Source organism: Halococcus dombrowskii, from assembly GCF_022870485.1.
In the GTDB taxonomy this organism is placed as follows: domain Archaea; phylum Halobacteriota; class Halobacteria; order Halobacteriales; family Halococcaceae; genus Halococcus; species Halococcus morrhuae.
The window spans coordinates 601,052-625,064 of record NZ_CP095005.1 but is presented as its reverse complement, the minus strand read 5'-3'; the positions used below and the strand labels follow the sequence as shown (position 1 = coordinate 625,064).

The following is a 24,013-nucleotide window of genomic DNA, read 5'->3' as shown; positions in this document are numbered from 1 at the left end:
CGCTACTCGAACACCTCCTCGATCGACTCTTCGAGCGCCGCGACGCCCGTCTCGATGTCGTCCTCGTCGACACAGAACGGTGGCGAGAGCATGATCTGGATCAGCGGTCGACCGCCGCCGACGAGCACGCCTTTCTCGCGCGTGCGGGTGAGGACGTCCGCGACGGGGTTGTAGCCGTCCTCGACGCGCGGATCGAACACCAGTTCGCCCGTTTCGGGGTCGGCGAACTCGACCGCCCAGTGGAAGCCGCGTCCACGGACGTCACAGACGACGTCGTGATCGGCGAGACTCCTGACCCGCTCTTCGAGTGCGGGCGAGAGTTCCCGGACGTTGTCGATCAGATGGTCGTCATACTCCTCCAGAGCGGCATTGCCGGCAGCACAGGCGACCGGGTTGCCGGCGAACGTCTGGCCGATGTCCATCGCGTCCTCGCGGAGCGCCGTGCCGAGTTCCGAGCGCATCAGCACGCCCGCGAGCGGCGCGTAGGCACTCGTCACGCCCTTGGCGAACGTGATCATGTCGGGCTCGATCCCCTCGGTCTGGCTGCCGAACCACTCGCCACAGCGGCCGAAACCGGTGATGACCTCGTCGGCGATCAGCAGGATGTCGTACTCGTCACAGAGCTCGCGCACGCCCTCGAAGTAGCCCGGCGGTGCGGTGAACGCCCCGCTCGATCCGCCGACGATCTCGGTGACGAGCGCGGCGATCGAATCCGGTCCCTGGTTGCGGATGACGTATTCGAGGTGGGCGAGCGATCGCTCGGTGAGCTCCTCGGGCGAGTCGGCGTCGAAGGCGGCATCGGCACCCCCGAACGGTGGGAGGAACTTCACGTTGCCCGTGGTCGCGGCGTGCGATTCGACCGGCAGCCGGATCGCGGGATCGCCGGTGATGCCCGCGGTCGCGTACGTGCCGCCGTGGTAGGAGCGCCAGCGGGTCAGTACCGTCGAGGCGTCCTGGAACTCGCGGGCGATCTGGATCGCCGCCTCGTTCGATTCGCTGCCCGAGATCGAGAAGAACACGTCCGTGAGCGGCTGTGGGGCGACCTCGGTTAGCGTGTCGGCGAGCTGGCTGCGCGCGTCGTTGTCCTTCGCCGAGGAGACGTATTGAATCCGATCGAGCTGCTCGGCCATCGCGTCGGTGATGGCGTCGTTGCTGTGACCCGCGTTCACACAGTACAGCTGGGAGGTGAAGTCCAGGTACTCTTCGTCGTCGTCGGTGCGCACGTACGCACCGTCACCCTCGGTGATCGTCATCGGTTCCTCGTCCATGTGCCCGAAGTGAGCGAGCACGCCGCGTTCGCCCGTCCTGATCTGTTCGCGTTGCGCCATACCCCACACGTTCGACCGCGAACCATTTATAGATACTGGTTAATTTGTAGCATTAAGCAGCAATTCGAAAGTGAGTAGAAGAAATAGACAAAGATAGTCTATAGAATAGATTCCAGGACAAGGACTGGTGAGACCAGGAACTTTCTTGGAGAAGAAAATCTGTCAGATTCACGCCTGAAGTTGTATTCTACTTCCAGTTATCCTGTATAATCAGTAACTTTCATTAACTTCCGTCGTATATAGTGGATGTGGACATGAAACAGCGACCACAACAGCCGAGCACGGAGACGACCGACGCAACGAACTACGACCGCGACAGCGAAGCAATCGAGCCGCTCGTGCCAGTCATGCCGCCCGACAAGGGTGATCCGGGGGGCGAACGGCAGCGGGACGGCACGGACGGAAGCATGATGCTCGATCGCTCGCAGCTGGGCCACACCACCGAGTACACGTGGGACATCGAAATGGTCGAACCGGGTGTGCCGCGACTATGAGAGGACGGCCAGGGTAAAATCGACCCTCCACTCCCCCCCCCCCTCCCTCCAGCGATCCGCCGCCCTCGTCCCCTCACTCCTCATCCCCATCGTAGCTCCCTTCCTCTTCCCCGCTGTTCCTTCCTCCCAGCGAGAACACGATCGGTGAGCGGTTGGGTCGTCGAATAGCATTCGATCGAGATTCTGTCGTCACGTTCCACGAGCGGCGAAATCTATAACCATCCCGGCAAACAACGGGCGTGACAATGATCGTCGCCGCAGTGGGTGAATCCGATCGGAGCGAACAGGTCGTCGCCGAGGCGGACGCACTCGCGGACGCTTTCGACGAGGAAACCCACGTCGTCCACGTGCTCAGCCCGATGGAGGCACGGAAGATCGAACAGAACGCCACCGAGAACAGTACGATGGAACTCGACGACGACCCCGACGACGGCGAGGAGGCCGCACGGGAGATCGCCGCGGCGGCGACGGTCGGCAGCGGCGCGACGCCCGTCGGGCTCGTCGGCAAGGCCAGCGAACGGATCATCGCGTACGCCGACGAGCACGACGCCCGCTACGTCGTCGTGGGAAAGCGGAAACGCTCGCCGACCGGCAAGGCGGTCTTCGGCAGCGTGACACAGTCGGTGCTGCTGAACGCCGACCAACCCGTTCTAAGTGTCATGTAACCTGGGAGCCACGGCCGAATCGTGTAGTTTGATTTCCAAATCCGATGGCCGATGTTTATTACCGAGCCAGCCGGTGGGAGGGTATGGACTGGCAGGAAGCCGAGGCGGAGTTCGAAAGCGAGGTGCTCGGCGAGCGAACGCTGTCGCAGATGTTCGAGCGGAGCGCTACCCGCCACGACGAACACGTCGCCCAACAGTACAAGGGCGGCGTCTACGACCGCTCGCTGGCCGGTCCGATCGTGGCGCAAGCGGCCGACGGCGAGTTCGCGACCCTGACCTACCGGCAGATGCACCGGATCGTCAAGCGGCTCGCGGCGGGGTTTCGCAGCCTCGGCATCGAGGCCGGCGACAGGGTGGGACTGTTCGCGAACACGCGCATGGAGTGGGCACAGACCGACTTCGCCGTGCTCGCCGCCGGTGGGGTCGTGACGACCGTCTACACGAGCTCCTCGCCCGACCAAGTCGAATATCTCCTCGACGATCCCGGGGCCACGGGAGTGGTCGTCGAAAATCAGGAGCTGCTCGAACGCGTGCTCGCCGTCGAGGACGAGCTCGATCTCGATTTCATCGTCTCGATGGACAGTATCGAGGGGTACGGCGACCGTGAAGACGTGCTCACGCTCGCACAGGTCCACGAACGCGGCGTCGGCTCGTTCGACCAGAGTAACTACGAGGGCTGGCTCGATGCGCGCGATCCCGACGATCTCGCCAGCCTCGTCTACACCTCCGGAACGACCGGCCAACCCAAGGGCGTCAGGCTCACCCACCGGAACTTCAAGGCGAACGTCGATCAGGTCTACCGCCGGTTCGGGCCGCGCGAGGACAAGGGTGATCTCCCGACGATCGACCCCAGTGCCTCGACGCTCTCCTTTCTCCCGCTCGCGCACGTCTTCGAGCGGCTGGCGGGCCACTTCCTGATGTTCGCCGCGGGCGCGACCGTCGCCTACGCCGAGAGCCCCGACACGCTCCAGGAGGACTTCCCGCTCGTCACTCCCTCGACGGGGACGAGCGTTCCCCGGGTGTACGAGAAGCTGTACGACTCGATCCGCGACCAGGCCGGCGAATCCCCGCTGCGCGAGCGGATCTTCGAGTGGGCCGTCGATGTCGGTCGGGAGTACCAGCAACGGGAATCGCCCGGGCTCTCGCTGCGCGCGAAACGCGCGCTCGCTGATCGGCTGGTCTTCGAACAGGTCCGCGAGGGCGTCGGCGGCAACATCGAGTTCTTCATCAGCGGCGGTGGCAGCCTCTCGCCCGAACTCGGCCGGCTGTTCGACGGAATGGGGCTGCCGATCCTGGAGGGCTATGGTCTCACCGAGACCGCACCCGTCGTGGCGGTCAACCCGCCCGAAGCACCCGAGATCGGCACCATCGGCCCGCCCGTCGTCGACGAGGAGATCAAAGTGGATGCGAGCGTGGTGCCCGACGATCTCGACGCCGACGGCGAGGTCGGCGAACTGCTCGTTCGCGGACCGAACGTGACTGATGGGTACTGGGAGAACCCCGAGGCGACCGAGGACAGTTTCGACGGGGAGTGGTTCCGGACCGGTGACGTCGTCGAACGCCGCCCCGATGGCTACATCGCCTTCCGCGAGCGCTCGAAGCAGCTGCTGGTGCTCTCGACGGGGAAAAACGTCGCGCCCGGCCCGATCGAGGACGCCTTCGCCCAGCGCCAGCTCGTCGAGCAGTGCATGGTGCTCGGCGACGGCGAGAAGTTCGTGAGCGGGCTCGTCGTCCCCAACGAGGAGCGCGTTCGCAAGTGGGCCGGGGAGGAGGGCATCGACCTGCCCGACGATTCGAGCACGCTCTGTCAGAACGAACACGTCCAGGCACGCATCGGCGAGGTGGTCGAAGCGGTCAACGAGAACTTCGAGTCCCACGAGCGCATCAAACGGTTCGCGCTCGTGCCCGAGGAGTTCACCGAGGACAACGATCTCCTGACGCCGACGATGAAGAAGAAACGACGGAACATCGAGGAACGCTACGACGAGGAAATCGACGCGCTGTATGTCGACTGAGACCGCACCGCCACGCACCGCTCCGCGGAGTGAACGCCCTTATATGGTCTGGTTTCTTACCGGTCGAAACATGGAGGGTCGAGAGTGGCAACCGGCGGGGCAGAGCTAATAGCGCTCGTCGCGGGCATCATGGCGCTCGGGGTCGCCTCGCAGATGCTCGGCGATCGCTTTCGCGTACCGAGCATCATCTTCCTGTTGACCACGGGGCTGATTCTCGGTCCGTTGTCGGGGCTGGTGCTCCCCTCGCGGATCATCAGCGCCGACACGTTCGGCGGCGCGCTCCCGGCCATCGTCGGGCTCGCGGTCGCGATCATCGTCTTCGAGGGGGCCTTCCACCTCCGCATCGAGGACCTCAGACAGACCTCTTCGGCGACGATACGACTCACCACGCTCGGGGCGGCCATCTCGCTGCTCGGGACGGCCATCGTCGTCCACTACGCGCTCACCGCCCCGTGGGACATCTCCCTTCTCGTCGGCGCGCTGCTGGTCGCGACCGGTCCGACGGTCATCGCACCGATCCTCGACGTCGTCCCGGTGCGCGATCGCGTGGCGACCACCCTCGAAACCGAGGGGATCGTCAACGACGTGACGGCGGCGATCCTCGCGGTCGTCGTCTTCGAGGTCGTCTTCGAGGCCTCCGAGGGGATCGCGGCCATCCTCGTCGTCTTCGCGATCAAGCTCGGCGTCGGCATCGGCGTCGGCACGGCCGTCGCCGGCGTGCTCTGGTATCTCATCCGCTACGTCGATCTCTCGCCGGGCAACGCGCCCCGCAACGCTCGCCTGCTCGTGCTCGCCGGTGCACTGGTGGCCTACGGGCTGGCGAACGTCTGGACCTCGGAGGCGGGGATCGCCGCGGTCGCCACCGCCGGCCTCATCGTCGGCAATCTCGACATCCCCTACGAGGACAAGATCACCGATTTCAAGGGCGATATCACGCTCATGGTCCTCTCGTTCGTGTTCATCGCGCTCGCCGCGCTGCTCAACTTCGACGATCTCCCCTTCGGGCTGGGCGGGCTGGCGGTCGTGGTCGCCGTGATGGTCGTGCTCCGACCGCTCGTCGTCTTCCTCTCGACATCGGGCGGTCGCTTCACCCGTGAGGAACGGCTATTCATGAGCGCCATCGGTCCGCGGGGCATCATCCCCGCCTCCGTGGCGACGCTCTTTGCCGTGCGCCTTCAGGCCGAAGGGATGAGTGCGGCCGCCGAAACGCTCGTCGGCACCGTCTTCCTGGTCATCTTCGCCACCGTGCTGGTCGAGGGTGGTTTGGCCAGATACATTGCGGAGTATCTCGACGTGCTTCCCATGCGCGCCATCATCGTCGGCGGGGGGAAGGTCGGACGGGATCTCGCCACACGCCTCGAAGCCCGCGGCGAGAACGTCGTCATCGTCGAACACGACGAGGAGAACGTCGAAACCGCTCGGTCGGAGGGGTTCTCGGTCCACATCGGCGACGGTGCCCACCGCGACGTCCTGCAGTCGGCGGGCGCGGAGAACGCCTCGACGATCGTCGCGACCACCGGCGACGACGACTCGAACCTGCTGGTCGCCCAGCTCGCGGCCACCGCCTTCGACACCGAACAGGTCATCGCCCGCGTCAACCAGCCCGAAAACGAGGACGCCTTCGCCGAACTCGACGTCGAGACCATCTCCGCACCGATGGCCACCTCGTGGGCCATCGACAACCGCATCGAACGGCCCGCGCTCTGGAACTGGATGACCGAACTCGGCCGCTCGGGCGACGTCCAGGAGTTCGAAGTCACCGCCGCCGACGTCGCCGGCGAAACGATCGCCGAGCTCGCGAGCGCCATCCCCGAGGGCTGTCTCATCGCACTCGTCAGCCGTGACGACGAGAACATGGTTCCGGATGGCGACTTCGTCCTCCAACAGGGCGACCGCATCACGCTCGTCGGCCTCAACGAATCCGTCGAGAACGCCCTCGAACGGTTCCACCCCGCGGACTAACCACGACCAACGACCTTTTGCTACGCTCAGTCGCTCCCGCCGGTCGCTCCTTCGCTCGCAAAATGTCGATCAAAAGCCTTCGTCACCCCCTCACTCCGTTCGGGGGTTCCGCGGCCCGCTCGCTCATGGTTCGAAACGGCGAAGCCGTTTCGTCATCTCGGAAGACCACAGTCTTCCGATGACTCTTCGAAGTGCCTTCGGCACTTCGAGATCACGAAAGACGCTTCGCGTCTTTCGGACGACCCCGTTCGCTCGCGGTGGAGCAACTGACGCCTCCCGCGACCGCCCCGCTCCGCACAGCACCACCCCGCCGAAGCCCTCGCGCTCCCTACGTCGCGCTCGCCCTTCATCCGGCCAGGCTCGCCATCGCAGCCGCCACAAGCCGTCGCCATGCATCGGATTTTATCCCACAGCTGTCCCCAGGTTTTTGACCCACCGCGCCGTCGCTCGCCTGTGAACCGATCGCAGGACGCTATCGGCGGTGATGGGTCGTGAGCGAGGCCAGAGATCCCTTCGAGATCGCGGTGTTACCGGTCGCAAGCCCCGAGGACGCCCGCACGACCTGTGCCGGCGCGGCGGCGCACCTCCGTCGAACGGGTGGTCAAGCGGTCGTCGTCCACGTCATCGAAGGCACACCACCGACGGACGACGGCCATCCGGAACACGCTGATGAGACGTTCGCGGCCGCCCGCGAGGCGTTCGATGCCGCCAACATCGATATCGAGACGCGCCTCGAATACGGCGAGGAGATCCCCGAGACGGTGTTCGCCGTCGCCGACGAGATCGACGCGAGCGCCATCGCGTTCACCCCGCGCGCTGGCGGCCGCTGGCTCAAACTCCTCTCGGGCGATCTGACGAACGCGCTCGTCACCGAAAGCGATCGCCCGGTCGTGGTACTGCCCGAAAGATACGAATAGAAAGCCGTCAGCCCCGTTCAGCGCGAGAATTCGATTACCGCGCCCTGCCGCGACGACCTTTTGCTTCGCTCGATCGCTCGCCAGCGCTCGCTTCCTCGCTTGCAAAATCTCGGCCAAAATTCGCAGTCAGCCCCGCTCAGCGCGAGAATTCGATGGCCGCACCCTGACCGAAGCCGACACACTCGGTGGCGAGCCCGCGGTCGACGTCGCGCTTGTGCATCTCGTGGATCAGCGTCACCGGCAGACGCGCGCCGCTCGCACCGAGCGGATGGCCGATGGCGATCGCACCGCCGTTGACGTTGAACTTTTCACTACTGATGCCAAGCTCACGCCGGCAGTAGAGCGTCTGTGAGGCGAACGCCTCGTTGAGCTCCACGAGCCCGTAGTCGTCGATCTCTCGGCCCGTGCGTTCGAGCAGCCCCTCGGTTGCGGGTATCGGGCCGACCCCCATGACCTCCGGCTCGACGCCCGCGACGTTGTTGCTCCCGACCTCCGCGAGCACGTCGAGACCGTGATCCTCGGCGAACCCGCGGCTCGTGATGAGGGTGGCGGAAGCACCGTCCGAGACCTGTGAGGCGTTGCCCGGGGTGACGGTCCCGTCGGATTTGAACACCGTCGGGAGCTCGGCGAGCTTCTCGGCGGTGGTGCCCGGTCGGAGCCCCTCGTCGGTGTCGATCGTCTCCTCACCGTTGTCGATCGGGACAATCTCGTCGTCGAATCGCCCATCCTCGGTGGCCTCGACGGCGCGCTGCTGCGAGCGCGCGGCGTACTCGTCCTGCTCCTCGCGAGTGATATCGTAGCGCTCGGCGACCTCTTCGGCGGTCATCCCCATCTGGAGCTCGGCGACGTTGTGCTCCTCGTTGAGGCGTGGATGGGCGTTCTGCGTGTTCTGGCCCATCTTCACCCGGCTCATGCTCTCGACGCCGCCGGCGATGATCGCGTCGCGCTGGCCGGCACGGATCGCGTCGGAAGCCGAGATGATCGACTGTGCCGAGGAGGCACACCAGCGGTTGATCGTTGTCGCGGGAACCGATTCGCCGAGATCGGACAGCAGCGAGATCACGCGCGCGACGTTGTTGCCCTGCTCGCCGCGCTGCTGGGCACAGCCCCACATCAGATCGTCGATGTCGTCGCCCCCTAGACCTGTTTCGGCGAGGATCTCGTTGATCAGCGGGATCGAGAGGTCCTCGCTGCGGACGTCGGCGAAGACGCCGTCCTCCTTTCCCTGCGGGGTTCGGTATGCCGCCGCGACGACCGGTGTGGTGTCGACCATGCGCGTCGTCGGACCCGTATCGTGTTAAACCCACGCAAACCCCGAGATCTTTCATTGAAGTTTTCTGATCGGTGCGGTTCGACGGTCTTATTCGTCCGGATGGCCTACAGAGGCGGGAATGAGCAGCCCGGAACTGGACATCGTCGAATTTCTGCTCACGACACACGTCTACAACGATGATCGTGAGCGCGACGCCGACGACCTGCCGCCACGTTACCGCCGCGCGTTCTGGTCGGACGAGGGGATCGAGCGCCCGCTGGCCGCGACCGAGGCGACCGCCGAGACCGCCACGGAGGTGGCCGACCCGTGGAGCGCCATCTCGGGCCTGATGTTCACCGATCACGACGAGTTCTCGGGATCGCTGTCGCTGACCGAACGCGCGATGGCCGAGGAATGGTACGCCGAACGCGCCGACGCCGACCGGATCGAGGAGAACCCGACGCTCGCGGCCGCCCTCGACGAGGCCGACTACGAGCGCGCCCGCGAGGCCAATCGCCCCGTTCACGCCGATCGCGTCTGGATCGACAGCCTCCTGGAGGAGTACTTCGACAACGAGGAGGACGAGGAGATGCTCGATCTCGTCGACGTGCGCGCACCCGAGGAGGTCGAGATGACGCTCAACGATCTCGTGCTGACCAGCGATCAGAAAGGCGAGATCAAGAAGATCATGAAGGCCATCGAACACCGCGAGTATCTCGCCACCATCGGCCTGCGCGAGATCGGCAAACTCCTCTACGTCGGCCCGCCCGGGACGGGCAAGACCACCACGGCGCGGGCGCTCGCCCACGAACTCGACCTCCCCTTCGTCGAGGTGAAACTGTCGATGGTCACGAGCCAGTATCTCGGCGAGACGGCGAAAAACGTCGAGAAGACCTTCGAGGTGGCCAAACGGCTCTCGCCGTGTATCCTCTTCATCGACGAGTTCGACTTCGTCGCCAAGACCAGGAACTCCGACGAGCACGTCGCGCTGAAGCGCGCGGTGAACACGCTGCTCAAGAGCATCGACGAGATCAGCCTCATCAACGACGAAGTGCTCCTGATCGGCGCGACCAACCATCCCGACCAGCTCGATGCGGCCGCCTGGCGGCGTTTCGACGAGATCGTCAACTTCCCGAAACCCGACTCGCCGATGCGCGCGGACATCCTCCGGATCGTCACCCGGGAAATGGATATCGAAGGGTTCGATCCCGAGGCTCTGGCCGCCGATACCCAAGGACTCACCGGCAGCGATCTCCGGCTCGTGCTCCGCGAGGCCGTCCTCGACGCGCTGACCGAGGAGCGCACCACGCTGACACAGGCCGACCTCGAAGCCGCAGTACACGACTTCGAGGAGCGCGACAGCCTGAAGGACCTCGACATGATCGAGGGCGATCACGACGCCCTGGTGGCTGGCGGCGACATCAGCGCCGATGGCGGATCCGAGGATCACGACCACGGTGCCGACGGCCACACTCACGACCACTGATCGTGGAGGTCACGCTTCTGGGCACCGGCGATACGACCGGCACACCGACCGTCGGCTGTGACTGCGACACCTGCACCGTCGCCCGCGAGAACGGCGTCGAACGGAGTCGATTCTCGGTCCACGTCCGCAACGAACGAACCGACGAGTCGCTGCTCGTCGATACGAGCCCCGACTTCCGCCGGCAGTTCCTCGATCACGACGTGGCACTCCCGGACGCGGCGCTCGTCACGCACATCCACTTCGACCATCTCGACGGGCTCGGCAACGCCTTCCGTCTCTTCTCGGAACTGCCGGTCCACGCGGCGAACGAAACCGACCCGAAAACCGGCGAGAGCGTTGCCGATACGGTACGGGGGAAGTACGACTACCTCGACGCGCTCTCAGTACACGGGCAGCGTCCGCTGGAGTCGTTTTCTTCCTGTGGCTTCGACGTGACATTCGTGCCGGTTTCCCATCCACCGCTCGTCTGTTACGGCGTCGTCATCGAAAGCGACGACGCGAAACTCGCCATCACCGGCGACACGAGCTATGGGATCCCGGACGAATCGCGCGCCCGGTTGGCCGACGCGGACCTCCTGCTCGCCGACGCCATCGCCCCCGCGGCGTTCTGCGAGCACCACCCGCTCGGTGGCGACCACCACGACGCCGACGGGACGCCGCGAACGTTCGGCACGAAACACATGACCCGCGAGGGCGCGCTCTCGCTGGCCGACGAGCTCGGTGCCACCGAGACGCGGCTGGTCCACGTCTCGCATTTCTTCCCCGCCGACGAGGCGTTCGCGGAGCCGCTCGCGGTCGACGGCGAGCGCTACGCGCTGTAAACCTGGTGATACTGATAGCTACGGACGAACGCCACGGCGGCCATCGCGGCGAGCAAGAGCCCGAGCAGCGGGTCGCGGACGCCGTAGACGATCGCGAGGAGCACGGCGACGACACCGACCGCGAGCAGGACCGGTGCGACGGCGGGTTCGCCACGGCGCAGGACGGCGAGCGCGCCGAAACCGACCACGCCACAGAAGACGACGAAGCCGAGACCGAGGCCGAGCACGATCCCAGCGCCGGCCCCGAGAAGGCCGACGGCGGCCAGCGCCACGAAAGTAGTGCGAAAGCGGTCGGTCCAGTCCATATCGGGGGCGAGAGCCGGGACGGGGTAGCTGTTTCGCGTTCGGTCGCTACTGCGCCGCCGAGCTCGACGCGCGATTGAGATAGCGCACCGCGATCGCGCCGAGGGCGATATCGAGCGCGATCAGGACGGCGAAGGATGGGATCAGGGTGTTCCAGACGCCGCCGAAGGCCGTCACGTCGATCACGGTCTGGACGTCGCGGCCGAGCATCAGCGCGCGGGCGGCGTCGACGCCGTAGGTGATCGGGTTGAACGTGGCGACGGTCTGCACCCATCCCGGCAGGATGTCGACCGGCAGGAAGGCGCTGGAGACGAACAGCAGCGGGAACTGGAGCAGGTTCGCGCCGATGATGGTCGATTCCTGATCGCGGGTGACGAGCGCGACGATGTTCGAGAAGGCGGTGAACCAGATCGCGAAGACGATGGCGACGAGGACGATCCCGAGTGCGCCGACGATTCCGGTCTCGATGTAGGTGCCGACCTCGCCGCCCGTGTCGAACCAGAGCAGGACGTAGCCGAGCCCGAGGATGATGAACGTCTGGACGACGATCCGGACGACCTCCGAGAGCGACTTGCCGAGGAACATCGCGGCGCGGTTGATCGGCGAGACGAGCACCTTCTCGAACATGCCGTTCTCCATGTCGTCGACGAGGCCGATACCCGAACCGGCGGCCGCGACGAGCGCCGACTGGACGATGATCGCGGGCGTGAGGTAGGTCACGTAGGAGATGTCCGGCCCGAGTGCTTGGCTGAGCGCGCCGCCGACGGCCCCGCCGAAGATCTCGGTGAACAGTACCAGAAAGATGACCGGCTGGACCAGCGAGCCGACGACGACGAACGGATTGCGAGTCGTCTTGATCAGCCAGCGCTTCAGATTGATCCAGACGTCCGTGAGGAAACCGTTGCTGTTACCCGCCTCGACGGTGCTCATCGCGTCACCTCCGGCGCGGCCGATTCCTGAACCTCCGCATCCGGTTCACCGTCCTCGTCGGCCGGCTCGCCGGTGATGGCGAGGAACACGTCGTCGAGGGTGGGCGAGCGCACGTCGAAGCCCGTGACGGTGAAGTCGGCATCGCGCAGCGCGACCAGCAGATCGGTCCCGTGGCTGCGGGCGTGCTCGGAGGCGACGCTGATGCCGTCGTCAGTGATCTCGACCGTTCCGTCGGCGAACAGCCCCGACTCGCGGGCGACTTCCGCGGCGTGTGTCCGCCGCTCCTCGCTCGCGTCGTCGATCGTGATGTCGAGCACGTCGCCGCCGACCTCGGATTTCAGCGTGTCGGGCGCGTCCGTGGCGACGATCTTCCCATCCTGGATCACCGAGAGCCGATCACAGAGCTCGTCGGCCTCCTCCAGATACTGCGTCGTGAGGAACACAGTCGTCCCCTGCTCGTTGATCTCGCGGAAATACTCCCAGAGGCGGATTCTGGCTTTAGGGTCAAGCCCCGTCGTGGGTTCGTCGAGGAAGACCAGCGGGGGTTCGTGGACGAGCGCGGTCGCCACGTCGAGGCGCTTTTTCATCCCGCCGGAGAACTCCGTCGCCTCCTTGTCGGCGACGTCGGCGAGATCGACGAGATCGAGCAGTTCGTCGATGCGCTCGGCCCGCTCGCCGCGAGGCACGCCGTAGGCCTCGCAGGCGAACTTGATGTTCTCGCGGGCGGTGAGTTCCTCGTCGACGCTGGTCTCCTGGGCCATGTAGCCGATCGTCTCTCGGACGGATTGGGCGTCCTCGACGACGTCGAACCCGTTGACCGTCACCGTCCCAGCGGTCGGATAGAGCAGTGTGGTGAAGGTCTTGATCGCGGTCGTCTTGCCCGCGCCGTTCGGCCCGAGGAAGCCGAAGAACTCGCCCTCGGGGATCGCGAGGTCGACGCCACGCACCGCCTCGGTCCCATCCGAGTAGGTGAGCTCGACACCCGTGGCTTCGATGGCGTTCATTGCCAGTCGAAGGTGTCGGTCCGTCTTAAGACACCGGGATCGTGTGATTTGCTAGCCGGTGTACTGGTGGTACTCCATGCCGGGACTCTTCAGTTCGTTGTGCTTGCGTTCGAGGTACGAGTAGACCGAGCCGTGGGGCGCGCCATCCAGAATCATCTCGACGGCGTTTCTGACGACCTCGATCTCTTCGGGCGTGCCGATGGCACCGACGGTGCTGCCGTAGATGACGACAAACGCGCCCGAGAGCTCGGCCATCAGCTCGCGCGTCCGGCCGTTCTCACCGATGAGACGCCCCTTCTTGCGCGTGAGATCGGTCTCGTTGCGCGTGGCCGCCTCGATATCGATGAGTTCGAGCAGCATCATCTCGTCGTCGAGCAGCGTCAGTGCGTCCTCGGGGGCGAACCCGCGGCCGATGGCCCGCACGATGTCGGGGCCTTTCAGTCCCTGCACCGGGTCCTCGACCGATTCGATGCCGACCGAGCCGGTCTCGGAGTCGATGTCGAGACGAACACCCGCACGGTCCTCGATGTCGCGCATCATCGCGCCGCCCTCGCCGATGAGGACGCCGATGCGGTCCTGCGGAATCGTCACGTGTCGCATGCACGCAGTATGGAACCCGGCGATTTCAACTCTTCGCACCCCGCGTCAGATGTCGCGGTAGTAGACGTACTCGACGAGCGTCTGTGAGCCGATCTCGCGCTCGCGCTCGCTGGCGCGCTCGAAGCCGCGCGATTCGTAGAAGGAGACTCCGACGGTGTTCTCGGCGAGCACCTCGACGCGCAGTTGGCGGCTGCCGTGGTCCGAGAGGCGGTCGCGAACGGCGTCGAGCAGCGCCGTCCCGAGCCCGTCGTTCCAGCGGTCGGGATCGACGTAGATGGCGTACAGCTGTGCCTCCTCGTTGGCAGTCGGTGCGGCGCTCGCGTAGCCGGCGATCCCATCCGTTTCGGCGACGAGATAGACGTTTTCCGAAGCGGTGATCGGCCCTTCGAGCTCGTCGGCCGCATACCAGTCGTCGAGAATGGTTTCGATGGCATCCTCACTCAGGAACTCGTACGTTTCCCGCCAGCCGCGGCGCGCGACGCGCTGAATCCCGGGGATGTCGTCGACGGTCGCCGCTCGAACTGTCGGTGCCATACCGGACGAACGCCGTCCGTGGTAATCAGTCTTCGCGCGCGGCCGTCACGTCCGCGAGCAGCGACTCGCCGTCGGCGTCGAGCCCCTGTCGGGCGAAGAAGTTCGCCACGTTCTCGCAGTCGCGTTCGAGGAACTCCCGACTGTTGGGATGATGGATCGTCACCGCCTGTCCGAGATCGAGCACCCATAACTGCGAGTCGTGAACGAGAATGTTGTACTCCGAGAGATCGCCGTGGACCAGCCCCGCGCTGTACAGTCGGCGCATATACTCCCTGACGACCTCGTAAGCGGTATCGGGGTTTTCGAGCTGCAGCTCCGAGAGGCGTCTGGCACGCTCGCCGTCGGTACCGAGGAACTCCATCACGAGAGCGTTGCGCTCGACGGCGAGCGGCTCCGGAACGCGCAGTCCCGCCCGTTTGGCCCGCTTCAGGTTGGCGAACTCCTTTCTGGTCCACGCGAGCACGACCGCCTTTTTCTTGCCACCGATCTCATCGAAGCGGGGATCGCCCTCCAGATATCGCCGCATCTGCGTGAAGTCGCTCGCGTTGATGCGGTAGATCTTCACCGCGACGTCGTGCTCGCCGGCGCTCGCGAGGAAGACGTGCGCCTCCTTCCCGGTCGAGATCGGCCCACCGAGCGCATCGATATGGCCGTCCTGGACGAGCTTGTAGAGCGCGCCGAGCGTCGCCTCGTCGAAGACGCCACCCTCGACCTTGAACTGGTCGGCGTCCTTGATGCGCTCGCGGAACTTCGCGAACTCGCGATCCTGCGTGCGGGCGGTGCGATCGGCCTCGGTGTCGGCGACGTCGAGGTTCTCCCACTCGTCGCCCGGTGCGTCGGTCGCCTCCTCGTCGAGCAGACCGTACTCGTCGCTCACGGGCGATCGGCTCCCACACGGTACGTACTCGTCACGATGGATGTTCGACGGGCGAGGATCGAGGGTGTGCGATCGACACCGGACGGATGGAAACGAACCACGCTAGTCCTGGACGTGGCCCTCCTCGCGCAGTCGATCGGCGTCGGCTTTGTCGTAGCGCCATTCGACATCCGCCTTCTCGTCCTGCCAGTCCCACGGCGAGACGAGCACAACGTCGTCCTCGCGGATCCAGACCCGCTTTTGCATCCGGCCCGGGATCCGTGCGGTGCGGTCGGTGCCGTCCATACATCGGACCTCGATCCTGTTGGCTCCGAGCATGCCCGTGACGACGGCGAACAGTTCGTCCTCCTCGGGCATCCGGAGACCTGTTTGACTGCCACCGTCGCTCATGGCAGCCCTTCGACAGCGAGCGGTTTAAGTCTTCCAGCAGGGGCTACGACTCCATGATGAGCCCGTAGAGCAGCCCGACGAGCCCACCGTAGAGCACCCACGCGAAAAATCCCGCAAGCTGGAGGTTCGGGATCGCTACCCCCTCGATCCCGATGACGAACGCGAGCCAGAGCGGGATGAGAAAAACGTAGACGACCAGCCAGATGGCAGCCCCGTAGATGAGCCCGAGTGCGTTCGTCGTCACGGTGAGCGCCGAGCGCTGAAGCAGGGGCACCAGAATTTCCTTGAGAACCTCGTTGCGACGCGAGAGGGAGATCACCCGAGTGACGAAGCCGTTGATCGATCGCGAGACGAACCGGACGAACGACAGCGTGAACAGCGTGCTCAGAACGAACAGCACCGCCCAACTGACGTTGTACTCCGGCCGGGCGACGAGCGCGCCGAACTGGAGAACCCCGCCCCGGCCGAGACCCGCCTGCAGGACGAGCCCGACGAGGATCGCGCCGACGAAACTCCCCGCGATCACCGCCAGTATCCCGTCGCCACTCATGCGCGTTTGCGAGCCGGTGTCGGTCGCCATGCCATAGCCTCACCATCGTCGATGAAAAGCGTTCCTCCGCGGGTGACGGGCGGTTTTTATGCTGCCTTGCGTCGTGACGAGGTGAGACTCGCACTAAACCTGTAAACAGAGAGAGTGAGTAGGGTGATGAGTAGACTCAGAAAGACGTAGGTTAATGGGATCGTAAACGGGTTGGTGATAGCATAGCTTCCGAACAGTGCGTAGTGAACACCAAAGACGATCTCTGATGCGTACCGGTACGAAAGGGCGGCACCCACGCCCGAAACAGCACCCACGGGAAGCGACCAGACGATACGGCGAGTGAATTGTTGTGCCGCCGTATCGCGATACACCACTACGGCGGCTAGCATCGCCACTACGAGGCCGAACAGTATCGTCCCCAATGAGTTCATACAGCCAATGGCAAACACTTGGTTGTAGTTCTTGTGCCGATTCGTCCATATTGCCACCTCGTTTTTATTGCGTGCCCGATTCGATATGGCCCCCTGCCAGCAGCAGTCGTATGATCAGTATTGCCCATAACCACGCAACCGTCGTGAACCGGTCTATGACATTCCCTACCAATGATTTAAGATGCTGCCACGGCATGGGATCACGATGCGCGCCGTCGTCTTCCAAGGACCCGAAGAACCGATGGAGATCGAGGACGTCGACCGTCCCGAACCCGATACCGACGGGATCGTCGTCGAGACCGAGGCCTGCGGGGTCTGTCGGTCGGATTGGCACGCCTGGAAGGGCGATTGGGACTGGATCGGGCTGATGATGCAGCCCGGACTGGTTTTCGGACACGAACCCGTCGGCACCGTCGTCGAGGTCGGCGATGACGTCGAGCGGATCCGTGAGGGCGATCGCGTCACCAACCCGTTCAACACGAGCGACGGCACCTGCGTCCACTGCCGGGCGGGACGAGCGAACATCTGCGAACGGTCGGTGCCGATGGGCTTTCTCGACTTCCAACAGGGGGCCTACGCCGAGGAGTATCCCGTCCGCGTCGCCGACCAGAACGCGATCAAAGTCCCGGATGGCCTCGATTCGGTCGACGTCGCCGGGTTGGGCTGTCGGTTCGCCACGGCGTTCCACGGAGTCGCCCACAAGGTCGATGTGGACCCCGGCGACTGGGTCGCGGTCCACGGCTGCGGCGGCGTCGGACTCTCCGTGATCCACGTCGCCGACGCGCTCGGCGCGAACGTCATCGGCGTGGATCTCAATCGGGAGGCGCTCGACAAGGCCGAGGAGCTCGGCGCGGTCGAGGTCGTGAAGGCCGACGAGGTGAAGGACGTTCCCCAGCAGGTCAAGGGGTTCACCGCGTCGAGTCGTGGCGTCGAGGTGAGCGTCGATGCACTGGGCATCGCCGAAACCTGCCGGAACTCGGTGAACAGCCTGATGGCGGGCGGCCAGCACCTCCAGATCGGGCTGACGACCTCGGAGGAGGGTGGCGAGGTTTCGCTGCCCGTGGACACGATAGTCCAGGACGAACGCGAGTTCTACGGCTCCTACGGGATGCCGCCCCACGAGTACGACGAGATGTTCCGGATGATCGACCACGGAACGATCGATCCGGGCCGGATCGTCACCGAGACCATCCCGCTCGAAGAGGTCCCCGAGAAGGTCGCCGCCTTCGGCGACTACGACAACGTCGGCATCCCGGTCTGCAACGAGTTCTGAACCGCGAGGATCGCGTTCACTCGCTGCTGACGAACGTTTCGAGCTCATCGACCACCTCATCGACGACCGACGTCGTCACCGTCCCCTGCCACTGTTCGATGTCGGACTCGTCGACCGCCTCGACGCTCCACGAAACGACGCGAGTGGGATCAGGCACGATCGGTGCAGTCTATTTGCTACCGTCGATGGTGTGCAAGAAGTGTGCCCCCAATGAGAGCAATCACTCCAACAAGCGGTCCGAATCCAGGACCGGACGAACTCGAATTCGTCGTATTGCCAGCCACTATCGTTCCATTTGACGGCGTTCCTGTGTCTGTATTCGCCTCATCGGCCGTCGATTCGGTTGCCGTCGATAGAATAGCAGATGTGGCGGTATCTGCTTCGGTGGCTGTTTTCGGTGGTTCTTCCGGTGCTACTGGTGTCGTTGTCGTGCTCTGACCGCTCGTATTTGCCGTGGCTTCATCGAGCCAGCCGGGTTCCCTCACACTGGTCGCGTTCAAACCGGTGATCTGGCGATCGAACCGCTTTCGCACTATCTCTCCTTCATCACTCTGTAGCGTCACTGAAAACGATAGTGAGCGGACGATCCCGTTCTGATCCACGAGGATCGTCGAGTTGAAGCTGCTCACGTTGTCCGTATTGTCCGAGGGAACGTACCAGATGATCGTTCGTCCGGTGATCTCGTCCGCCTCGTAGCGAAGCAGCATCTCACCGTTTCGCTCGATCCGTTCTGCGTCCCCGTAGTTGGCGTTTTTCAGGTACCGTTCCGCAAAGGGAACTGACTGGTTGGCCAACGTTTCGAACGAGAACGTACCCATCTTGTACTGTGGACCCGATATGAACGACGAATTGGTTCGTCCGTACGCCATGTCAGAATTGTAATAGGTTTCAGTAATGATCGGCGCACTTCCTTCATTAGTCAGGTTCTCGGAGGCGGCCGCTCGCCTGGCGGTACTGTTGATCCGAAACGTCGTGTTCTCGTGGTTTGTCTTGCCCCTGAAGACGCTGGTGAAATTCCGTGTTGACGTAAAACCGCTGGAGGACGAAAGCGCCGAGCGATGCTGGCTCGCCGCTTGCACTGGGTCGGTGATGCCAGCAGCAGCGTAGCCCGGTGGGTATTCGATCGAGCCATTCGAGGATGTAGCTCTTCCATCCGCTTCCTGTGTCGCATTCTGTGCGCTCACGGTGAAAGAGGGGGCGACACTCAGGACACTCACGATGACGACGAGAACGACCGCGATGATCATAGTTCGGTTCATCATCTTCCGTTGTGAAAGCATAGCATTACGACAAAAGGATCTATTAAAAACGTGGTGGTTACCACTGCGGTGAATTGGCTCTACAGTCGCCGGTCGTTTACGCTATCGGACGCGATACGAGCAGGGGCGTCGAAATCGTGCTCTACTGAAAATGCAGTACAGCCACGGGAGTTGTGAATTGTGAGTCGAGGCGTCACGCATTACAACCGGGAAAATCGCTCGAACCATCACAGCCCTCTGTCATCACCCATATGCAATAGAGCACGGTTTCGCTGTTCGAGAGCCTCGATCGTCCGGCCACTGCCGATGCACCGCGCTTAAACCGCTGTCGAGGGATGGGCCAGTATGCTCGACAAACTCGGACTTGCCGGCATCGTCGGCATTCTCTGCTGTCTCGGTGGGTTGGCCGTCATCGCGTACGTCGCGCCGGTCGTCGCCGGCGGGCTGGCGCTCGTCCTGATCGGGCTCGTGCTCGTCGTCCGTGGTCTGCTCTCCGGAATGCTCTCGGCCTTTGGGATGGACGGAATGATCTAGTCGCTCTCGCCGCGGTCGGCTCGATGTTCGCTGATGAGTTTATCGACCATCTCGCCGGTCTGGGATTTCCGGCGCTCGTCTGCACGGTCGCGCCAGCCGTCGATAGCGTCCTCGACTTCGCTTTCGCGCGCGACTGCGAGATCGTCGAGTTCCTCGATCGTCACCTCCTCGGCGGGTGCGGTCGGCACCTCGTTCTCGAACAGGATCTCGCGGGCGACCTCCGAGAGACCACCCGATTTGAGCACGAGGCGAGGTTCGCGCTCAACGAGGGTTTCGGCGGTCGAACGGCCCGCACCGCTCGCATCGCGGAGATAGACGACATCGCCCGGTGCGAGTTCCCAGCGCTCGTCGGCCGCCCGGAGCGCGCTCGTGGTGAACTTCGCGACCGGTTTGACGGGGACGAGCCCCTGTCTCTTCTCGGCGACGTCGGCGAAGTTCGAGTGGTCGACTCGCCAGAGCTCTTTCAACCTGTCGAGCTTCGCCTCGACCTGTTCGGTTTCCTCGCGTTGTTCGTCGAGTTTCCGCTCTAACTGTTCGTTTTCGCGCTCCAGACGATCGACCTCTCGGCGTTCTCTAGCCTCGCGGCGTTCCTCACGCCGTGCGTCCGAGAGCTCGCGCTCGTATTCGGCGATCGTCTCGTCCTTTTCCTCGATCGTCGCTTCGAGGTCGTCGACGTGCGAATCGAGGCGCTCGACACGCGCTTCGAGGTCCTTGATGCGCTGTTCCTCGGCGGTGAGTTCGCGCGGTTCGTGGGTTTCCTCGCTCTCCTCGGAGCCATCGTCGTCGGCAAGGTCGTCCAGAACTGCCTCAACCGACTCCTCGCCGGCGACCACGCGTGCGATGACGGTCCCGGCCTCGATCCGCGGCGGCACCTTCCCCGCGATGCGCCCGAAGGTGTCCTCGTAGTCGTCGAACGCGTGGAACGCGGCCGCCAGCGCGTCGCGCTCGTGATCGTTGTCGTACCCTTCCTCGCGGGTGCGGTGTTGTTTCTCGTCGACGGGCAGATCGCGCTCGGGGATCCAGCCCGCCGCCGAGAAGCTCCGGCGGATCTTTTCTACCGTGGAGGGCATCGGCTCGACGTCCGCGGCGACGACCACGGGCCGACCGCGCTCGATGATCCACTCGGTGACGGCGGCCGTATCGGCGGTTCTGGTGCTCAGCACGTCCAACACCTGTCCGTCGAGCCCGACGATGGCGACGGCCGTAGTCGTTCCGGGGTCGATGCCGACGAGCACGTGATCGCGGCGCTTGGCGAGCGGGCGGAACTCGATTCCATCACGCCTGACGCGCTCGATCTCCACCCTCGTGTCGCCCGAGCGGTTTCGCGAGACGGGGATGTCCGATGGGCGGGCCTCGACAGTGAAGACGGCGTTCGAGTAGCCCCCGTACTTCTCGGTTTCGTCCATCGCGTAGTCGAGTCCCGCCTCGTCGAGCGCGGTGGCGACCTCGCGAGCGCGACGCTTCACCGAGCCGTGGATCCGGCGCGTGAAGCGGTCCTCCGACCAGCCGCCGCTGCCCGTCGATCGCCCGCGCGCGACCTTCACTTCGGTCGTGTCCGTGAACGCCGAGACCTCGTAACCCACGTTGGCGGCGGCGAGGCGGGCGGCGGCCTCGGCCTCCTTCATCGGCTTCTTGCCGTAGGGAACCCCATGGCGGTTCGCCACCCGCGAGAGGGGTTCGGGCTGCTGGTCGCCGGTGACCTGGACCAGTTTGGTCTCGTCGGGTAGACTGCCCAGAAAGCGGACGAGGTGGTCCTTGTCGGTCGCGAGCTCGTAGACGTTGTCGGTGGCGAGGATAGCCGGTTCCTCGCGATCAACGAGCCGCTGGAGTTTGCGATGCGAGACGACATCCCGGTCGAAGTTCTCGCCATCGAACGCCACGACGGCGTAGGAGGGTGCGTCACCGCGGACGTCCCCGCTCTGGACGTCGACGCCGAACACCACCGCATCGAGCGCGCTGATGCGACTGCTCACGCCATGCGTAGGCGGCCTGTCGGCATAAAACCACGGCGGGAGCGCGAACACGAACGACCGACGTGACGTGGACGAGCGCGCAAAGCGGCTCAACGCGTTAGCCACAGTGGCGGCGATCGCCCGACAGGATCGAGCGGGTATCGCGTTATAGCAGCGAACGCACGGCGATCTCGTCGTCGCCATCGACCCGCTCGCGGAGCGCCGTGAGATCGGTCTCGCCGTCGGCGGCGACGAGATAGGTGCGTCCCGGTGCATCGCCGTAGCTCTCGTGGAAATCGTAGACGAACCCGAGGACGAGCGTGTCGTCGGGAACTTCGTCGCTCTCGTCGAGGAAGGTGACTTGTTCGCGGACGTTGTACTCGACGAGGCGGTCGATGACGTCCTCGTCGTCCGTGATGCCCCCATCGAGCGCATCCTCGACGATGGGCACGAGCGGTTCGACGCGGTTTCTGATGCCCGGTTCGTCGGGCAGCGCTCCATCGGTAGCGGCCCCATAGGCAGCCGTGACGGCACCGCAGCCGGTGTGTCCGACGACGGCGATCGTGCGCGTGTCCGTGTTGGCGACCGGGTAGAGGAGGTTGCCGTCGACGGTCGAGGAGTCCTCTACGTCCCACGCGACGTTGCCGATGTTCGCAGGCGTGAACAGCCAGCCCGGCTCCTCGACGTTCCACATGGCCTCCTGCGAGACCCGCGAGTCCGCACAGCACAGCGAGACCACGGGGGGAGATTGGGCGTCGAGCACGTCGTCGAAGTGGTCGTCCGGAAGCTGCTCGACGTGGTCGCGGTTGCGGGCCAGCAGTTCGGCGGCTGTCGCACTCGGCATGCCCGAGCCACGGCGCTCGCCGGGAAAACCCTATCCGTCGGGATAGGGAATTTCGATGTCGTCGCCGTCGTCAGGAAGGAAGGCGTCGTCGAAGACCTCACGGGCTTCGGCCGCGAGTCGGTCGCTCTCGCCGGCGTAGCGCGAGGAGACGTGCGTGAGCGCGAGGCGTTTCGCGTCGGCGCGGGTGGCGAGATCGGCGGCCTGTCGCGCGGTCGAATGGCCGGTTTTTCCGGCGCGTTCCGATCTGTCCTCGGCGAAGGACGCCTCGTGGATCAGCAGATCAGCATCGCTGGCGGCCTCGGCGGTCGCAGCCGTGGGCCGGGTGTCGCCGGTGTAGACGATTCGCCGTCCGGGACGGGGCTCTCCCACGACCTGTTCGGGGTCGACGACGGTGCCGTCGTCGAGTTCGACTGGGTTCCCCTCGTGGAGCTTCGAGAACAGCGGTCCCGCCGGAACACCGAGTTCCTCCGCGCGCTCGCGATCGAATCGTCCCTTCCGGTCGTCCTCGACGAGTGCGTAACCGACTGATCGAGTTCGGTGGTCGGTCTCGAAAGCTCGTACCTCGTACTCGTCCTCACGGAGCGCGACCCCGCCCGGCTGTACCTCGTGGACCCGGATGGGATAGCCGGGGCGCGCGCCGGTGACGCCGACGAGGTTTTCGACTGCCGATTTGGTACCCGGGGGTGTGTGGATGGCCAGCGCCTCCTCGCGATCGTTGAAATCGAGGGTCTGGCAGAGCCCCGGGAGTCCGAGCACGTGATCGCCGTGGAGATGGCTCAAGAAGACGTGTGAGATCGAGAAACCGGTGCCAAAGCGCATCATCTGGCGCTGGGTGCCCTCGCCGCAGTCGAAGAGAAGGCGCTCACCCTCGCGGCGAACCATGAGAGCGCTCGTGTTGCGCCGAGTCGTCGGGACTGCGCCACCCGTCCCGAGAAACGTCACCTGCATACCTCGCCTCGCCGGTCGGTGCGTTTCAAATTGCCGTTCTAACGGTCGAAGGGCAACAGGGACCGAGACGTACTCCACTACAAAAAGAAGGAATCATCCATGAATAGCACCATTCCGCAATCAAACGCTGCACGGTTAGAACGCACATCCCCACAGAAAGCAGTGGAATTGTATATCGATGCTCGAAAGAACGAGGTTACTGAAGCCACAACTGAATCACTTGCCGCACAGATGCTCATCCTGTACTCAGCGAGCATTCTTGTAATCCGAACGATGCACCGAGTTGGATGGTTCTGAAGAAAATATTGTTGGTAGTAGACCCAACATATATGTCGTTGGGGTGTATACCAACATACGCGAATGCCCGATGGCGAATCAAACATCGATACAGTACTCGATGAAACACGGAAAGAGGATAATCGGATTATCCATCGAAAGGTGATCCTTGTCCCAGAATCCTCAGAGTACCCTGATGGGGTGAAATATACCTTCCATTACGGGACTCTCGACGACGAAACACTGTTACGGTACGACAATTCTCATGGTTGGCATGAGAGACACGTCGGAGACAGTGTTGAGGAGATCGAGTATCCAGGTATAGCCGAACTGTATGAGCAGTTCGTAAACGAGATCGAGGGCATGTAGCCCTCATC

The 24,013-nt window shown here is 64.2% G+C and carries 25 protein-coding genes; 10 read left to right on the top strand and 15 right to left on the bottom strand.

Going from position 1 to position 24,013, the window contains the following annotated elements:
- Positions 1 to 2: 2 nt before the first annotated feature.
- Complete coding sequence (locus MUK72_RS03385) at positions 3 to 1,328, bottom strand: aminotransferase family protein (RefSeq protein WP_244703955.1); 1,326 nt, start codon at positions 1,326 to 1,328, stop codon at positions 3 to 5.
- A 254-nt stretch (positions 1,329 to 1,582) separates the two neighbouring features.
- Between MUK72_RS03385 and MUK72_RS03380 the strand changes: the two genes are divergently transcribed.
- From MUK72_RS03380 to MUK72_RS03360, 5 genes are all read left to right on the top strand, one after another.
- Positions 1,583 to 1,822, top strand: a complete 240-nt coding sequence (locus tag MUK72_RS03380; RefSeq protein ID WP_244703953.1) for a hypothetical protein — start codon at positions 1,583 to 1,585, stop codon at positions 1,820 to 1,822.
- 245 nt (positions 1,823 to 2,067) lie between these two features.
- Positions 2,068 to 2,487 carry a universal stress protein gene (locus MUK72_RS03375; RefSeq protein ID WP_244703951.1) on the top strand — a complete coding sequence of 140 codons (420 nt, stop codon included), beginning with the start codon at positions 2,068 to 2,070 and terminating at the stop codon, positions 2,485 to 2,487.
- A gap of 83 nt (positions 2,488 to 2,570) precedes the next feature.
- On the top strand, positions 2,571 to 4,502 hold the full coding sequence (locus MUK72_RS03370) for an AMP-dependent synthetase/ligase (RefSeq protein ID WP_244703949.1): 1,932 nt from the start codon (positions 2,571 to 2,573) through the stop codon (positions 4,500 to 4,502).
- Between the two features lie 84 nt (positions 4,503 to 4,586).
- Positions 4,587 to 6,464: a cation:proton antiporter domain-containing protein gene (locus tag MUK72_RS03365; protein WP_004054455.1), complete on the top strand. Its 1,878-nt coding sequence runs from the start codon at positions 4,587 to 4,589 to the stop codon at positions 6,462 to 6,464.
- A 491-nt stretch (positions 6,465 to 6,955) separates the two neighbouring features.
- Positions 6,956 to 7,381: a universal stress protein gene (locus tag MUK72_RS03360; protein WP_244703947.1), complete on the top strand. Its 426-nt coding sequence runs from the start codon at positions 6,956 to 6,958 to the stop codon at positions 7,379 to 7,381.
- A gap of 136 nt (positions 7,382 to 7,517) precedes the next feature.
- Here the strand turns inward: MUK72_RS03360 and MUK72_RS03355 are convergent, their stop codons facing one another.
- Complete coding sequence (locus MUK72_RS03355; protein ID WP_244703944.1) at positions 7,518 to 8,654, bottom strand: thiolase family protein; 1,137 nt, start codon at positions 8,652 to 8,654, stop codon at positions 7,518 to 7,520.
- Positions 8,655 to 8,772: 118 nt separating this feature from the next.
- Between MUK72_RS03355 and MUK72_RS03350 the strand changes: the two genes are divergently transcribed.
- Together MUK72_RS03350 and MUK72_RS03345 are read left to right on the top strand one after the other, a co-directional pair.
- Entirely contained in the window at positions 8,773 to 10,119 is a 1,347-nt protein-coding gene (locus MUK72_RS03350; protein WP_244703942.1) for an ATP-binding protein, read from the top strand.
- Positions 10,120 to 10,121: 2 nt separating this feature from the next.
- Complete coding sequence (locus tag MUK72_RS03345) at positions 10,122 to 10,940, top strand: MBL fold metallo-hydrolase (RefSeq protein ID WP_244703940.1); 819 nt, start codon at positions 10,122 to 10,124, stop codon at positions 10,938 to 10,940.
- Here MUK72_RS03345 and MUK72_RS03340 read toward each other — a convergent pair.
- From MUK72_RS03340 to MUK72_RS03305, 8 genes are all read right to left on the bottom strand, one after another.
- Positions 10,928 to 11,245, bottom strand: a complete 318-nt coding sequence (locus tag MUK72_RS03340; RefSeq protein ID WP_244703938.1) for a hypothetical protein — start codon at positions 11,243 to 11,245, stop codon at positions 10,928 to 10,930. The two genes, MUK72_RS03345 and MUK72_RS03340, sit on opposite strands and share 13 nt — an antisense overlap.
- Positions 11,246 to 11,291: 46 nt before the next feature.
- Complete coding sequence (locus MUK72_RS03335) at positions 11,292 to 12,173, bottom strand: ABC transporter permease (protein WP_244703936.1); 882 nt, start codon at positions 12,171 to 12,173, stop codon at positions 11,292 to 11,294.
- Positions 12,170 to 13,177, bottom strand: a complete 1,008-nt coding sequence (locus MUK72_RS03330) for an ABC transporter ATP-binding protein (protein ID WP_244703934.1) — start codon at positions 13,175 to 13,177, stop codon at positions 12,170 to 12,172. The genes MUK72_RS03335 and MUK72_RS03330 overlap by 4 nt, the downstream gene beginning before the upstream one ends.
- A gap of 51 nt (positions 13,178 to 13,228) precedes the next feature.
- On the bottom strand, positions 13,229 to 13,777 hold the full coding sequence (locus MUK72_RS03325; RefSeq protein WP_244703932.1) for a KH domain-containing protein: 549 nt from the start codon (positions 13,775 to 13,777) through the stop codon (positions 13,229 to 13,231).
- Between the two features lie 45 nt (positions 13,778 to 13,822).
- Complete coding sequence (locus tag MUK72_RS03320) at positions 13,823 to 14,311, bottom strand: GNAT family N-acetyltransferase (protein WP_244703930.1); 489 nt, start codon at positions 14,309 to 14,311, stop codon at positions 13,823 to 13,825.
- A 25-nt stretch (positions 14,312 to 14,336) separates the two neighbouring features.
- The gene (gene rio1 / locus MUK72_RS03315; RefSeq protein ID WP_244703928.1) at positions 14,337 to 15,188 is read right to left on the bottom strand and encodes a serine/threonine-protein kinase Rio1; all 852 of its coding nucleotides are present in this window, start codon (positions 15,186 to 15,188) and stop codon (positions 14,337 to 14,339) included.
- 102 nt (positions 15,189 to 15,290) lie between these two features.
- Entirely contained in the window at positions 15,291 to 15,578 is a 288-nt protein-coding gene (gene eif1A, locus MUK72_RS03310) for a translation initiation factor eIF-1A (protein ID WP_004054484.1), read from the bottom strand.
- Positions 15,579 to 15,621: 43 nt separating this feature from the next.
- The gene (locus MUK72_RS03305) at positions 15,622 to 16,158 is read right to left on the bottom strand and encodes a hypothetical protein (protein ID WP_244703926.1); all 537 of its coding nucleotides are present in this window, start codon (positions 16,156 to 16,158) and stop codon (positions 15,622 to 15,624) included.
- A 597-nt stretch (positions 16,159 to 16,755) separates the two neighbouring features.
- Here MUK72_RS03305 and MUK72_RS03300 point away from each other — a divergent pair.
- Complete coding sequence (locus MUK72_RS03300; protein WP_343749960.1) at positions 16,756 to 17,823, top strand: zinc-dependent alcohol dehydrogenase family protein; 1,068 nt, start codon at positions 16,756 to 16,758, stop codon at positions 17,821 to 17,823.
- Positions 17,824 to 17,839: 16 nt separating this feature from the next.
- On the opposite strand, the gene MUK72_RS03295 is transcribed toward MUK72_RS03300, so the two are convergent.
- Together MUK72_RS03295 and MUK72_RS03290 are read right to left on the bottom strand one after the other, a co-directional pair.
- On the bottom strand, positions 17,840 to 17,980 hold the full coding sequence (locus tag MUK72_RS03295; protein WP_244703922.1) for a hypothetical protein: 141 nt from the start codon (positions 17,978 to 17,980) through the stop codon (positions 17,840 to 17,842).
- Positions 17,981 to 17,999: 19 nt separating this feature from the next.
- Positions 18,000 to 19,103, bottom strand: coding sequence for a DUF7537 family lipoprotein (locus tag MUK72_RS03290; protein WP_244703920.1), 1,104 nt, complete (start codon positions 19,101 to 19,103; stop codon positions 18,000 to 18,002).
- 324 nt (positions 19,104 to 19,427) lie between these two features.
- On the opposite strand from MUK72_RS03290, the gene MUK72_RS03285 reads away from it, so the two are divergent.
- Complete coding sequence (locus tag MUK72_RS03285) at positions 19,428 to 19,616, top strand: DUF7470 family protein (protein ID WP_244703918.1); 189 nt, start codon at positions 19,428 to 19,430, stop codon at positions 19,614 to 19,616.
- Here the strand turns inward: MUK72_RS03285 and MUK72_RS03280 are convergent.
- The 3 genes from MUK72_RS03280 to rnz all read right to left on the bottom strand — a co-directional run bounded on the left by MUK72_RS03280 (position 19,613) and on the right by rnz (position 23,360).
- Entirely contained in the window at positions 19,613 to 21,589 is a 1,977-nt protein-coding gene (locus tag MUK72_RS03280; protein WP_244703916.1) for a DUF460 domain-containing protein, read from the bottom strand. The genes MUK72_RS03285 and MUK72_RS03280 overlap by 4 nt on opposite strands.
- Before the next feature lie 145 nt (positions 21,590 to 21,734).
- Positions 21,735 to 22,412 carry a carbonic anhydrase gene (locus MUK72_RS03275; RefSeq protein WP_244703914.1) on the bottom strand — a complete coding sequence of 226 codons (678 nt, stop codon included), beginning with the start codon at positions 22,410 to 22,412 and terminating at the stop codon, positions 21,735 to 21,737.
- Between the two features lie 30 nt (positions 22,413 to 22,442).
- On the bottom strand, positions 22,443 to 23,360 hold the full coding sequence (rnz, locus tag MUK72_RS03270; protein ID WP_244703911.1) for a ribonuclease Z: 918 nt from the start codon (positions 23,358 to 23,360) through the stop codon (positions 22,443 to 22,445).
- Between the two features lie 360 nt (positions 23,361 to 23,720).
- Here rnz and MUK72_RS03265 point away from each other — a divergent pair, with 360 nt between their 5' ends.
- Entirely contained in the window at positions 23,721 to 24,005 is a 285-nt protein-coding gene (locus tag MUK72_RS03265; RefSeq protein ID WP_244703909.1) for a toxin-antitoxin system TumE family protein, read from the top strand.
- Positions 24,006 to 24,013: the final 8 nt, after the last annotated feature.

What these genes read in the sequence shown, in the direction of transcription:
- MUK72_RS03385 (WP_244703955.1), bottom strand. Translation starts at nt 1,328, where the DNA reads ATGGCGCAACGCGAACAGATCAGGACGGGCGAACGCGGCGTGCTCGCT.
- MUK72_RS03380 (WP_244703953.1), top strand. Translation starts at nt 1,583, where the DNA reads ATGAAACAGCGACCACAACAGCCGAGCACGGAGACGACCGACGCAACG.
- MUK72_RS03375 (WP_244703951.1), top strand. Translation starts at nt 2,068, where the DNA reads ATGATCGTCGCCGCAGTGGGTGAATCCGATCGGAGCGAACAGGTCGTC.
- MUK72_RS03370 (WP_244703949.1), top strand. Translation starts at nt 2,571, where the DNA reads ATGGACTGGCAGGAAGCCGAGGCGGAGTTCGAAAGCGAGGTGCTCGGC.
- MUK72_RS03355 (WP_244703944.1), bottom strand. Translation starts at nt 8,654, where the DNA reads ATGGTCGACACCACACCGGTCGTCGCGGCGGCATACCGAACCCCGCAG.
- MUK72_RS03350 (WP_244703942.1), top strand. Translation starts at nt 8,773, where the DNA reads ATGAGCAGCCCGGAACTGGACATCGTCGAATTTCTGCTCACGACACAC.
- MUK72_RS03340 (WP_244703938.1), bottom strand. Translation starts at nt 11,245, where the DNA reads ATGGACTGGACCGACCGCTTTCGCACTACTTTCGTGGCGCTGGCCGCC.
- MUK72_RS03335 (WP_244703936.1), bottom strand. Translation starts at nt 12,173, where the DNA reads ATGAGCACCGTCGAGGCGGGTAACAGCAACGGTTTCCTCACGGACGTC.
- MUK72_RS03330 (WP_244703934.1), bottom strand. Translation starts at nt 13,177, where the DNA reads ATGAACGCCATCGAAGCCACGGGTGTCGAGCTCACCTACTCGGATGGG.
- MUK72_RS03325 (WP_244703932.1), bottom strand. Translation starts at nt 13,777, where the DNA reads ATGCGACACGTGACGATTCCGCAGGACCGCATCGGCGTCCTCATCGGC.
- MUK72_RS03320 (WP_244703930.1), bottom strand. Translation starts at nt 14,311, where the DNA reads ATGGCACCGACAGTTCGAGCGGCGACCGTCGACGACATCCCCGGGATT.
- eif1A (WP_004054484.1), bottom strand. Translation starts at nt 15,578, where the DNA reads ATGAGCGACGGTGGCAGTCAAACAGGTCTCCGGATGCCCGAGGAGGAC.
- MUK72_RS03305 (WP_244703926.1), bottom strand. Translation starts at nt 16,158, where the DNA reads ATGGCGACCGACACCGGCTCGCAAACGCGCATGAGTGGCGACGGGATA.
- MUK72_RS03300 (WP_343749960.1), top strand. Translation starts at nt 16,756, where the DNA reads ATGCGCGCCGTCGTCTTCCAAGGACCCGAAGAACCGATGGAGATCGAG.
- MUK72_RS03290 (WP_244703920.1), bottom strand. Translation starts at nt 19,103, where the DNA reads ATGCTTTCACAACGGAAGATGATGAACCGAACTATGATCATCGCGGTC.
- MUK72_RS03285 (WP_244703918.1), top strand. Translation starts at nt 19,428, where the DNA reads ATGCTCGACAAACTCGGACTTGCCGGCATCGTCGGCATTCTCTGCTGT.
- MUK72_RS03275 (WP_244703914.1), bottom strand. Translation starts at nt 22,412, where the DNA reads ATGCCGAGTGCGACAGCCGCCGAACTGCTGGCCCGCAACCGCGACCAC.
- rnz (WP_244703911.1), bottom strand. Translation starts at nt 23,360, where the DNA reads ATGCAGGTGACGTTTCTCGGGACGGGTGGCGCAGTCCCGACGACTCGG.
- MUK72_RS03265 (WP_244703909.1), top strand. Translation starts at nt 23,721, where the DNA reads ATGCCCGATGGCGAATCAAACATCGATACAGTACTCGATGAAACACGG.